We start from the raw sequence: 12,902 nt of genomic DNA, 5'->3' as shown, positions 1-12,902 counted from the left end.
ACTCGTAAGTCGGTTATAAACTATAAGACTTAAGAGCAGGCGCATTATCTGCGCATTTAATGATCACTTCAATACTTTTTACTTACAAAAAAAGCTTATAAACTGAATTTTTCTCAAGATAAATTAACACTGAAAACTTGAAAACATCTGTATAAAATAATTAATACCCAAAAACTCAACAATGAATTATCTGGCTTATCCTTAACTATAAAATCTAACTATCGATTAAATAGAGCTAATTAATATATAATACAAATGTTTAACCAAGCATTTTACTAAAATACAAACCAATGATAAAATAACAACAAAATTTTAAAGCCACCCCCTTAAAAAACACTTTCCCAGTATAATACTTAGAATATTAATTTTATCGTTTTGACAGGATGAGATAATGAAGCATTCAATAAAATCAAAGCTCCCCCCTCACTTTTCTCGCTTGCATGTCTACACTATGGTTCTTTTATTACAACACTGAAAGCGCTTGGAATAATTATGGAAATGCTAAATGGGAGTGGTTATTTCTTATTGATGTATTTATAGTACTGCCCATAATTTGTTTTATATGTATAAAAAACAGAAAACAGGCATTACTCAAACTGCTTGTATTAACCACCTTAGCGATTTTTATTGGTAGCTATATTATTCCTGAGCAACATAAAGTACTTTGGCCGTACTTTGAACAAGGCCGCTATTTTGTTGTCTCTTTCATCATCCTTTTTGAAATCATAGCCTTATTGACTGTGTGTTTGGCAATAAGCGTTGCACTCCAACAAAAGTTAGACCCTGACCATGCTATTGAGAGAGCTATAACACGTTATGTTGGCAAGAGTGCTGTTGCAACACTACTGTGCTTTGAAACTCGTATGTGGACATTTGCCCTGTTTGCTAAACAGATTAAAGCAACTCATTTTCATGGCAATACTCACTTTAGCTATCATGAAAAAGACGGGGCTAAAAGCAATCTATTAGGCTTCATTATTTTAATCGCTTTCGAAATACCTATTGTGCATTTGTTGCTTCACTTTATTTGGTCACCAATGGCCGCCAATATCGTTACGCTTCTTACTGTTTTTAGCTTAATCTTTTTTATAGCGGAATATAGGGCTATAGATAGGAGACCAATTTCTCTTTGCGATGGCGTTTTACACATTCGATATGGCCTTTACCAACCAATTCATATCCCGGTTAACAATATCGCTCGGCTAAAAGACAACGCAGAATTTATTAAGCGCGAAAAACATATAAAGCGTTTAAACTACTCTGGCGTACCAAACGTAGTCATTGAACTCAAAAAGCCAATTGGTAATACACAAACAATTTATATAGGCCTCGACAACCCTAGGCATTTTATCAGCTCAATTGAGTCGAAATTAAAACAGAAAAAAGACAATCATTCACTCTAAATGGCCCTTTAAAAGCCCAGTAAACAGTGAGTATCATGACAATAGAGCACGATGACGATTGTAATGATACTCACACTCCGTAGCTCGTGTTATAATTGTGCTTTATTTCTCAATAGATGATACTCGTTTTGTCTCAGCCGTCATTCTCTAGTTTGTCACTTTCAAGTACTTTAATAGATAACCTTAACTCGCTTGGCTACACTGCCATGACAGAGATTCAAGCTCAAACACTGCCAAAAATCCTCGCAGGTAAAGACTTGATTGGTCAAGGAAAAACAGGCTCGGGTAAAACCGCTGCCTTTTCTCTGGGTTTACTTCACAACCTCAATGTTAAGCGTTTCCGTGTACAAGCATTAGTTGTGTGTCCAACGAGAGAGCTGGCTGACCAAGTGGCTGTTGAAATTCGTAAGCTAGCCAGAGCTATTCACAATATCAAAGTGCTGGCACTATGTGGTGGCGCACCTATGGGTCCACAAATTGGCTCTCTCGAACATGGTGCGCATATTATCGTTGGCACACCTGGGCGAATTGAAGAGCACTTACGTAAAGGTAGGCTGTGTCTAGATGAGGTCAATACATTTGTATTAGATGAAGCAGATAGAATGCTAGAAATGGGCTTTGAAGATGCGATTCAATGTATCCTAGATCACTGTCCTAACAATAGACAAAACCTTTTATTCAGTGCAACTTACCCACCTCGTATTGAGCAGCTAGCAAAACATATCATGCACAATGCCGAAAAGGTCACAGTTGAAACAACACACGACCATAGCTCCATTGAGCAGTTTTTCTACGAAGTGCCGGACAATGACGCAAGACTTGTGGCAGCGCAAAAGCTATTACTCAAGTTTCAACCAACGTCAGCTGTGGTTTTTTGTAATACAAAAGCTGAGTGCCAAACGGTCTGTGATAACCTTAAACAGCTTGGCTTTGATAGTGCAGCCTTACACGGCGACTTAGACCAAAAAGACAGAGACCGTACCCTTGTGCGCTTTGCCAATAAAAGCTTAACTATATTAGTCGCAACAGATGTCGCGGCGCGAGGCATTGACGTTGACCATGTAGATATGGTTTTGAACTATCATATAGCCCATGACCCTGAAGTGCATGTTCACCGTGTTGGTCGTACTGGACGAGCAGGTAATACAGGCACGGCCTGTTCAATTATGAGCTACAAAGAATCCCATAAAGTAAACGCCTTAGAAGACTACTTGGCCCAGACAATAGAGCCAACGCCACTGCCAAATGACGATGTTTTTGGCAATCAAATTGCCAGAGCGCCTATGGTCACCTTGCAAATAGATGGTGGCAAGAAATCAAAATTACGCCCTGGTGATATTCTTGGTGCACTGACCTCTGATAAGTCAATCCAAGGTACTCAAATTGGTAAGATTAAAGTGACAGCCATTACCTCTTATGTTGCGATTGAGCGTAAGCTTGCCAATAAAGCATTGAAGATTATTTCCGAAGGTAAAATGAAAGGTCGTCACTTTAGAGCCAGAAAAGTAAATCAGTAAATTACGCTTCGGCTTGAAAATAGTGATGTGGCAGATAGAGGTCTCCACATCACATACCTTTAAATATTATATATTTAGTTTAAAAATTTAACTGAACAAGCTTTATTTCAATAAAGTAAAATGCCTACGATAGTTTTATTTGAACAAATAAAATATCAAAATCAACCCCTACTCTTATGCAACTTTTGCAATTGAAAAGCGTGTATCGCTAGCCATAAAATAGTATGTATTATGTGGTAGGGAGTCTCATGGTTTTTGATTCAGCTTATTTTTGGTTTGTGTTAAGTATTGTTGGTGCAATAAATACACTTTTTTTAAGCCTATATTTTTTTACTTTTCGTGGCGCTAATCTAGTTAATAAGCTGCTGGCTGCTTTTCTTTTTCTGACCTTCATACGGATCTGTAAATCAAGTAGTTTTTTCTTATACCCAGAGTGGACTAAGACCTACTTACAATTAGCACTCACAGCTAATTTCCTGTCCGGACCGCTACATTATTCTTATATAAAACAGTCATTTAAAATAAAAACAGCAAAAAATATCAACTGGAAAGCACACTTACTTCCACCAATAGGGCTTGCCGTGATAGTCGGCGTAACTTGGCCTTACACTAGCTTCCCAGCACTGTGGAATATCCATATCTCTACGGTTATTGTTTATAGCTGGTTTGCCTATTTATTAGCTTCACTTATTTCAGTCTATCCAGTCTTAATCAACAAGAGTTTCGATTTATCAAAAGACCAAAATGTCTTAAATGCTATTATCGTGTTATGCACATCAATTGCACTTTTCTTAGCCTATATTTTCACCTCATATGCCTCTTACTTAATCGTGGTACTTTGTTTTATCGCGCCGATTTACTTCAATATCATTATTATTCAATCCATTCTTAAGAATAAAAAGCCTGAAAAATATGCCAGCAAGAAAATTTCTCAAGTCACCGCAACACCCATTCTCACTAAACTGGATAAGTTAATGATAGAAGACGAACTCTTTAAATGCCCTAACCTGTCTTTATCTCTAGTCGCTGAAAAATTGAATGTCTCAGTACCTCAGCTATCTCAAATATTAAATGATAACCTAGGGATTTCATTCACATCCTATATAAATCATCATAGAGTAGAGTTGGCGAAAACCCTATTGCATGAAAATAAAAAAATGAGTTTGAAGCAAGTTTCTGAATTATGTGGCTACAACAACCAGTCCACTTTTTATATCGCTTTTAAGAAGTTTGCAGATACCACGCCTGCAAAATATAGAAAGAGTAAACAGCAAGAAACAGCGAAGGAGTGAGTGTGTCATACCCCCACAATCAACATTTTACCTTGTGCCATCCCCTCTCTTTCGCAACTTAAGTCGATGCGGCTGTCTAAGGGGTATTTATACATGAGCTCTAGTTTTGGATGATGAGTGTAAACACACTTGCAGCTTCTGACAAACAAGCTCATTTTGCTCTGGTTGTCTAAAAATGCGTATGCAGTTTTACCTAGCGCCTCTTTACAAGCAGTCATGATATGCGAATTTATTTGATTCATGTGTATGGCTCTTTGCGCCTCATCTTCTGGGATCACTTCTACGCTGCTTGCTAACACACAAGTGGCGTAAACATCCAATACACAGATCACGCGAACCTTTTGACTCCCCCTCTCTGCATACACCACCATGACACAAGGTAATTTACTTTCATCTAAAGATTGAGCGCGAATGGGTTTTAGTGTCAGCGATTCACTGATGTTCTTTTGCATTAAGCGCTCCAAAAAATCTGTTTTGGGGAGTGCGAGCCCTTCTTTTATTGGTACCTCTTGCTCCAACATAAACTCTTTGGCTTCTAAATCCTTAACAAGCGGCATCATGATTTTTCTTAGCTCGCTGTCAGCGAAAGGTTTAGATAAGAAGAAAGCACAACCCATAGACTTGGCGTAATTGATTTGTTCTTCTTCATCCACCGTGGATATCATACCAATTAGGATCTCAGGGTACGCTGTGCCAACCACTTGAAGTAGTTCAATGCCCGTTTTATCTGGCATATGCCAATCCGTCAATATAATCTGAGGTTGCCACAATTCAATGCGCTCAAGTGCATCATCAACACTATTTGAACAAGAAATAAATAACTTGCGATACGTAAACTGTTGAAGTGCACGCCTGATAATTTCACATGTTGCATGGCTATCATCCACTATCAGTACTTTCACTTTCACCTCAATATTAAATTTTCATATTCAGTATAGGCAGAATTTTGCAGTAAAACTAAACTTATCCTATTGATAATCAATGATGCGATGAAAAGCCAACATGCTGCCGATAGAAGTTTACCAATATATTGCCTTAAATTTCGGCCTGCTTATTTTAGCGGCATGGTTTTATATTCTGTTATTGATATTAAGAGAGTTTAGAAAATTCGCAGGCGTGTTCATGAGTAATCAAGCAAACAACCCTGAGTCAAATGAGGTGATGGCTTTGTGTAAAGACTCAGTAGATCGGGCAACACAATTTAACAACCAACATGAGCAAACCATCACTGAACTCCTTCATGTACAAGCAAATCTTGAAAACCAGCTCGCCCAGATCCGTGCCTCAACCGCAGACCATATCACTAAAGAAGAGCAAGCCTCTATTAACGAGCTCAATAAAAAACTCTCCCGCTCACAAAAACTCATTAAACGACTCAAAGGGGATTTGGATATCAGTGGTAAAAAACTCAAATATGCAAAAACGAAATTAGAAGATCAGTTTCAATCGGTAGGTAGTCTCAAACAAGAAAACACCGATTTACAAAAAGAAATCGAGCAATTAAAAACACAAATGAAGTCTGTACAAGTCAGTGAACAGTCACCAAACGAGCAAGAAATCCAAGCCTTAGTGCAACAATATGAACGACAAATCGCAGAGCAAAACCAACTTATTGATCAACTCTCAGTGGATTTACCCGAACCCACAGGGGGGGCAGATACCAAAGCACTCGAAACGGAATTACAACAAGCCAAGCAAAAAATTAAGCACCTAACCAAAGAAAACCAATTTATTGAAAGTCGCTACCTTGAAGCAGTCAAGCAATCTGAGTCCAATAATGGCAACACTTAGCAGGGCTGATCAGCCATTAAAAAAGGAGCCGAAGCTCCTTTTTGTACTACTATCTGGCCCGCTTGTTACTCAGTACACTGACCAACAGAGCTGGTAAGAAAGTTAAGCTAAGTAACATTGAGAATACGATGCCACACAGTACAATAATACCTACACCGCGATATAACTCAGTGCCATCACCAGGAATAAAGACCAGTGGCGCAAGACCAAATAATGTGGTCGCTGTCGACATCAAAATTGGCTTTAATCGCGTTGCTACGGCTTGTTTGACCGCGGTGACAACTTCCATCCCTTGATCAACAATCAACTTGCGGGTTTGATCAACAATTAAGATTGGGTTATTTACCACCGTACCCAATAAAATCAAGAAGCCCAACATGGTGATCATATCAAAAGGTTGATGGAAAGGGGTCATGCCGAAATTAGCTAATAGCGCATTAACGCCATTCACAGAAATTAACCCTAACAAGCCGCCAGCCATACCAAGCGGTACTGTAGCCAGAATAAACAACGGATAACGCCAGTGTGTGAAGATAGCCACCAGCAGCAAATAGCTCAGTACAAGCGCAACGATAAAGTTGCTCGACAAAGATGCTTGAGTTGCTTCTAGCTGATCCGCCGCACCACTGATAGACAACTTGGTCCCTTGGGCGATTTTACCTTGCTGCCATAAAGTTGGCAGTAACTCAGTACGGACGAGTTCTTCAGCGGTTTCAAGTGCCACATCTCTTGGTGGAATAATATAAACAGTCACGGTTCTTTTGCCATCTACTCGACGCAAACTATCACTGTTTTTACTCTCTACTAAATCCGCTAAGGCGCTCAATGGCAATACATCACCTGACGGTGTGACAATAGGCGACGTCGCTAGCTGTTCAATGGTCTGTTTTTCTTTTTGATGACTAAAGATAAACATATCTATTTTGTCATCATTCAGAATAAACTCATCAACATAAGCGCCATCACTGAGCGATGAAATTGTATAGCCAAACTCATTTGAACTAATACCAAGCTCAGCCAGTCTTTGCCATTTGGGTTTAATCTCAATCAGAGGCTGATCTAAGCTCAGCGCCCGCGGATCTGAGTTAATTTGAGGATTATCAAACGTGATTTGTGCCTGATCGTAAACCGCTTCAGCTGCACGATATAAATCGGTTAAATTACTCCCCGCGATATCGACTGCAACCGCTCTGGTACCACCATCATTACTGGAGATAATTGAGCCCCTTGCCGAGAACGCACGCATATTGTCATAGCTTCTAAACTTAGCGGTAATCGCATCCATCATCGCTTGAATATTATCAGGGTCGGTCGGTGCACTTAAAAACCAAATACGGCCGATTGACACAGACATCGAGTAGTATGCCAATGGTGGCATATCCGTCTCGCCGTTATCAAATGCGTCACTCGGCGCGTTGATATGACCGTTAAAATACACTCTCAGCTCATCACCAATCTCTTTCATTTCAGATAGGTTGTAGCTAGGCGGCGCAATCATCATAGAAAACGCTTTTGGCTCTTCACCTTCCGGCAAATATTCAGCTGCTGGCATCAAAGCATAAGCCGCCCCTAAAATGACAACGACGAAGCCTACGGTAATACCGGTCGCGCGCGCTTTGGATGCAACACAAAAAGACACCAAAGCCAGCCAACGCTTTGACAAGGTAACCGTTTTCATTTCTTCTTTGCGATTAGGTAAGTTAGCCAGTGTCGTCGGAACAATGAAAATAGCCACCAACATTGAAGCGATAATCGCGGAAGACACCGCGATGGCAATATCCGAGTAAAGCTGCCCAGCTTCTTGCTCAACAAATAAAATCGGTGCAAACACCAAGACAGTCGTCGCCGTGGACGCCAATACCGCAGGCCAAACTTCCTTCACCCCTTTAATGGCAGCATGTAACTTACTGGTACCGCGTTTATTCGCTTGTACAATGGCTTCAAGTACGACAATGGTGTTATCTACCGTCATACCAATAGCAAATGCCACACCGGCTAATGAAATTACGTTAATAGTGCGTTCAAACAGCGTTAAACCTAAAAATGCTGCCACGGTACAGATGGGAATACCAATCACTCCGACAAGTGTAGCCCGCCCTGAACGCAGGAATAAAAACATCACCAAGGTCGCAAGTAAAGCGCCCAAAGCGAGGTTAGTCCACACATTTTTAAGTGAGCTTTCAACGTACTGAACATCGTCACTCATCAAGATAAGCTCTAGACCATTTTGTGCCAACAGCTCCTGATTAATTTGCTCAATCACAGGTAACATCTGCTGTTTGATATCAATCACATTTGAGCCGCTTTCACGACGTACAGATAACCTAAGCGTACGCTCACCGTCAGAATAGGAAATGCCACGAAGTTCAAAGTGATCGAGTGAAATAACCGCCACATCTTTAAGTTTAGTGGTGATCCCACCTTGCTCTGAGATGATTAAATCTTCGAGTTCATTGAGCTGCTCAAAACGACCCACCATACGCAATAAATATCGGCTCGGGCCGCTTTCAATGTCGCCCGCCGAAGCATCGCGGTTACGCGCTCGAATTGCACTTCTTAAATCAGTCACACTCAAGCCTCGCTGTGCTAATCGGCTCGGATCAACATTGATTTGAATTTGTCTGGCAGCACCGCCACCAACACCCACTTCTGAGACGCCTTGAACACTCTCCATTCGCGGTCTAACAAAATCTTCAGCAAAGTCACGCAACATATCTACGTCAAGATCAAGTGGATTCCCTTTCTGAGGTTTAAGTACAAAATGCATGAATGCATTAGAAGAGAACGAACTAGAGTAAAGCCTAGGTTGATCTACGTTTTCAGGATAACCAGGCACCTGGCTCAAGGCATTATTGACTCTAATTAGCGCATCGTTAACGTCAACACCAAATGGAAATTCTAGTTGTATTCTCGCCGACCCCATTTGCGAATATGACACCATGCGCTTTAAGTTAGACAGACTACGTAAATACCGCTCCTGCTCTACGAGGATTTCTTTTTCAACATCCTGAGGGGTCGCTCCAGGCCAGCCAGTCTGAACGGTAATGGTTCGAACTTCTAGATCAGGGATCATCTGTACGGGAATTTTAAGCGCAGTTACCAAACCCAAAATACATATGATTAAAGAGATGACGGCAACCAACGTGCCACGCTTTACGGCGCTTTCAATCATATCGACTAACCCTTATTCACAGAAATTTCACTGCCATTTTTAAGCAACTGCACAGCTGTTGTAATAATGGGTGAGGTTAATACACGACTGTTTCCAGATACTGCGGAAATCAGCACTTGCTCACCACGCTGCTCTAATAGTCTTACCGTGTGTCTTTGCGCTTTGCCCTGATTATCAACAAATACACTCAGTGCACCATCTGGATGATATTTAAGTGCCGACTTTGGCACCCAAACAGCCTGAGTGCCGGTACTTGGTAATTCAAATTCAGCTTGCGCAGACATGCCTGCGACAAATCCAGCGTGCTGTGGCACTGCTATATGTACCACAAAGCTGCGAGTTCCCGCATTGATCACTGGGACAACCGCCTGAACTTGACCTTCAACTAGCTTACTTTGATCATGATCTGGGATAATATTGAGCGATTGGATTTGATCGTTTGAAAAAGCGCTGATGTACTCTTGGGGCACAGCAACATTGAGCCTTAAATCTTCTGCAGAAACCAAGGTGAAAGTATGTGTCTGAGTGGTTACCCATTCACCTAAATCCACATTACGCTGCATCACTACGCCCTCAAATGGCGCGAACAGCGTCTGCCTTCTCAATGTCTCTTTGTTAACTGCCAAGTTTGCTTTCGTTTTTGCAAGCTCAGCTTTGGCGGCAGCCACACTCGCACGTCGCTCAGCCAACAAGGTTGGCGCAACAAACTGCTTTTTAGACAGCGATTCTACTTCTTCTAGCTGTCGTTTTGCCTCCAAGAGCGCAACCTCTGCAGCCGAGACAGACGCTTCACTTTGTTCCAACTCGAGCTTTGCTAAAGTTGGGTCAAGTCGCAGTAACGCCTGACCACGCTTAACTACATCACCGACTTCCACCATTAATTCATTCACTACGCCTGCTTCTAGGCTAGCAAGGGTTGCATTTTGGGATGCCTCAACAGTACCACTCAACGCTAATTTATTTTTATATTGAAGATCCTTGGCTTGAAAAACCGCGACTTCTACTGGTGCGCTCCAAATTGGTGTTGACCATGCCGCAAATACGGACATAGCAACAACGGATACAAACGCAGGCATACAACGCATTTTTACACCTCAAATGATAATTGTTTTTAAACAAGATACACTGAATGAGTTTGCCTCACGCATAAATTGCGACAAACTCACTAATCTAACGGACGATAATCTAATTATGGTGTTAGGGTGTAATACTCATGTTACGAAAACCCGCTTTTCACATATAAAATATCGACGTGTTATATACGTTGACGTATAGGAAAACGTTTATTTCAGTGCCGACCTTAACGTTTTTCCATCCCCATCCACCTTGGACATCAATTTCAACCCTAGAATGTTAGCAATGGTGGGATAAATATCTAAGTTGTTGACTTCAGGAAGTTTAACCCCTTGTTTAAACGCAGGTCCAATGGCAACAAAGGTTGCGGCTAAATCTTTTGAGTAAGGATATCCGTGCGCGCCAACGTAATCTATTTTCTCATGCGTGCCAAACGCATACGGTGGAAAAGCTTCAATAATGATGTCTGCCGTTGTGTCATCAATCTTAACGCCTCTTGACGCCAAAACCGTATCATCTAGCACTTCAAAACGCCCCTTACTTTGCTCACTCAACAATAACTTCAAGCCTGCAACATCTACCTCAGAATTTGGTTTTTTATATAAATGTGTGCGAGTGCCGCCATTTTTGACATGAAAAAGCTCCAAATTAAAGCCAAGTTTATCTAAAATAATGGTTTTTTCGGGGTCAACAGACACCATGCCATGATCTGAAACAAGTACTAGATTCACGTCATGATCCACTTCAGATTTAAGTCTACTCCACAACTGACCAATTAACTTATCTACCTCTTGCACAGCTTGATAAGTCTCTATTGCATCTGGACCAAAATCATGTCCCATATCATCAACCAGTGAAAAGTAACCAGCCACAAATCTTGGCCTTTGTGACTTTTCAAGCTTTAGCCAATCAATAATTTGATCTATCCGCTTTTGATAACTGCCTTTTTTGGCGTAACGCATATAATAACTGGGTGTCCGACCATTGAAACGCGCTTCAGATTCCGGCCAAAAATAGGTTGCGGCTTTCACCCCCTGCATCTCGGCCAAATTCCAAAGCGGTACGCCACTTAACCAAGTGCTGTCTTTGCCACCTTGACCCATTTTATAGCACTCTTGACGGCGCTTATTACAAAAATAGTTATCAATAACGCCATGATTTGACGGCAATAGACCGGTGACGATTGAAATATGATTGGGAAATGTTTTCGTCGGATAAACGGGACGCATATGGCTCGCTCGTGCGCCGCTTTTTGCTATCATTGCAATATTTTTTGCATCATGCTTTTCAATATAGTCCCAACGAAAGCCATCGAGAGAAAATAATACAACACTTTGCTCGCCTTCTTGCGCTAAAGTATTAAAGGAAAAAAGTGTAAATAAAATAACTGCCAGTATTTTCTTTGAATCGGTCATCCAAAACCTCAAAAATAAAAAATTTTTGTTATTTTATCTGTTTAAAATGACAAATTAAAAAGGCATGAGGTAAATAGCACACATTTGAGATATATAACCAATATGCGCATTAAGACTAAAAAATAACTAATATATTTTTATCTTCACCCTTTAAATATGATGATTAAATGAGCTTTTGAGTTATCTCGCCCATACCATTTATGAACTTAACATTCGCCATTGCACCGTTAATCAGGGTCAAATTAGGTGCTTGATGGCTAATATCAACATCATATAATACAGGTATATCAAGATCTCCTAGCGATAGGTTTAACGCCATGAGATCATCAAAGCCTTCGCCCCGCTTGCCCTGTGCTGCAATATTGCGGCCGATTAAAATACCAGCGGCATGTTTGAATGCACCTTTGAGCTTTAAACTTTGCAATGCGCGAAAATACTGTGTTGGGGTTAGTTCGCCATTTTCGAAGTAATAAATCGTTGGTTCAAACTCATTTATCAGTCTGTCATAGGGAGCAAAATAGTCTGTGCCATATAACACCATATGTGTATCTAAACACCCGCCCACTAAACGTCCTGAAAATTCAAGAGCAGAGGCGTTAATACAATTTGTATTGAGTGCTTTCCAATAACTCGGCTCTGTTAAATTAAATACCGCGTTAGGATGTTTACTATAATCCGCATGCTGCGACTCATAATGTGTTGCGGCGCTTTGCTTAAACTCTGAACCTGCTGGGGTTGCCAAATAGGTAAATACCTTAGAAGTTAAGCTATCCTGTTGATTCAGCCCCAACTGCATCAAGTTTGTACAGTGACAAGTTGCCCAGCCAAGCTTAGAGCTAATTGCACTCAACACCGTACTAATATCTGAAAACCCCATGAACCATTTGGGTTTAACTGTTTCCAAACGTTGCCAATCAAGCAGCGGCAACACGTCCATCGCCACTTCCCCGCCCCATGGCGCCATAATCACATCAATACGGTCATCACACAGAAATGCCATAAGCTCTTTCGCACGGGCATGAACAGGCGCACTTACATGCAGGTGATTATCCCTCAAACATTGCCCCTCAATAACGTCGAATCCACGCTGAGCCAATCCATCAAGCACAAAATCTAGTCTAGCGTGATATATGCTTGGCACACCGGAGGAAAAGGCAGTTACCGCGATACAACTGCCAGGTTTTATTGGAGAAGGATACAACATCGAACATTCCTGTTTTAATCTTAATGGTTATATT

General features: G+C 41.1%; 9 protein-coding genes. 4 read left to right on the top strand and 5 right to left on the bottom strand.

Going from position 1 to position 12,902, the window contains the following annotated elements; translation table 11 throughout:
* Window positions 1-440 precede the first annotated feature (440 nt).
* The 3 genes from JF50_RS18600 to JF50_RS18590 all read left to right on the top strand — a co-directional run bounded on the left by JF50_RS18600 (window position 441) and on the right by JF50_RS18590 (window position 4,212).
* On the top strand, window positions 441-1,403 hold the full coding sequence (locus JF50_RS18600; RefSeq protein WP_052262464.1) for a hypothetical protein: 963 nt from the start codon (window positions 441-443) through the stop codon (window positions 1,401-1,403).
* 128 nt (window positions 1,404-1,531) lie between these two features.
* A complete protein-coding gene (gene dbpA, locus JF50_RS18595; RefSeq protein ID WP_039611085.1) occupies window positions 1,532-2,920 on the top strand; it encodes an ATP-dependent RNA helicase DbpA in 1,389 nt (462 codons plus the stop codon).
* A gap of 248 nt (window positions 2,921-3,168) precedes the next feature.
* Entirely contained in the window at window positions 3,169-4,212 is a 1,044-nt protein-coding gene (locus tag JF50_RS18590) for a helix-turn-helix domain-containing protein (protein WP_039610842.1), read from the top strand.
* Between the two features lie 5 nt (window positions 4,213-4,217).
* Here the strand turns inward: JF50_RS18590 and JF50_RS18585 are convergent, their stop codons facing one another.
* On the bottom strand, window positions 4,218-5,114 hold the full coding sequence (locus JF50_RS18585; protein ID WP_039610841.1) for a response regulator: 897 nt from the start codon (window positions 5,112-5,114) through the stop codon (window positions 4,218-4,220).
* A gap of 220 nt (window positions 5,115-5,334) precedes the next feature.
* On the opposite strand from JF50_RS18585, the gene JF50_RS18580 reads away from it, so the two are divergent.
* Window positions 5,335-6,003: a chromosome partitioning protein ParA gene (locus tag JF50_RS18580; protein WP_235423470.1), complete on the top strand. Its 669-nt coding sequence runs from the start codon at window positions 5,335-5,337 to the stop codon at window positions 6,001-6,003.
* Between the two features lie 49 nt (window positions 6,004-6,052).
* Here JF50_RS18580 and JF50_RS18575 read toward each other — a convergent pair whose 3' ends face one another.
* The 4 genes from JF50_RS18575 to JF50_RS18560 all read right to left on the bottom strand — a co-directional run bounded on the left by JF50_RS18575 (window position 6,053) and on the right by JF50_RS18560 (window position 12,868).
* Window positions 6,053-9,175 carry an efflux RND transporter permease subunit gene (locus JF50_RS18575; RefSeq protein WP_039610839.1) on the bottom strand — a complete coding sequence of 1,041 codons (3,123 nt, stop codon included), beginning with the start codon at window positions 9,173-9,175 and terminating at the stop codon, window positions 6,053-6,055.
* Window positions 9,176-9,180: 5 nt separating this feature from the next.
* Entirely contained in the window at window positions 9,181-10,260 is a 1,080-nt protein-coding gene (locus tag JF50_RS18570) for an efflux RND transporter periplasmic adaptor subunit (RefSeq protein WP_039610838.1), read from the bottom strand.
* A 198-nt stretch (window positions 10,261-10,458) separates the two neighbouring features.
* Window positions 10,459-11,664 carry an alkaline phosphatase family protein gene (locus JF50_RS18565; RefSeq protein ID WP_152614591.1) on the bottom strand — a complete coding sequence of 402 codons (1,206 nt, stop codon included), beginning with the start codon at window positions 11,662-11,664 and terminating at the stop codon, window positions 10,459-10,461.
* 163 nt (window positions 11,665-11,827) lie between these two features.
* Window positions 11,828-12,868, bottom strand: coding sequence for a S66 family peptidase (locus JF50_RS18560; RefSeq protein WP_039610836.1), 1,041 nt, complete (start codon window positions 12,866-12,868; stop codon window positions 11,828-11,830).
* Between the last annotated feature and the right edge of the window lie 34 nt (window positions 12,869-12,902).

This window comes from Pseudoalteromonas luteoviolacea (genome assembly GCF_000814765.1).
Taxonomy (GTDB): domain Bacteria; phylum Pseudomonadota; class Gammaproteobacteria; order Enterobacterales; family Alteromonadaceae; genus Pseudoalteromonas; species Pseudoalteromonas luteoviolacea_H.
The sequence above is the reverse complement of the archived record's forward strand: the minus strand, read 5'-3'. Positions and strand labels throughout refer to the sequence as shown.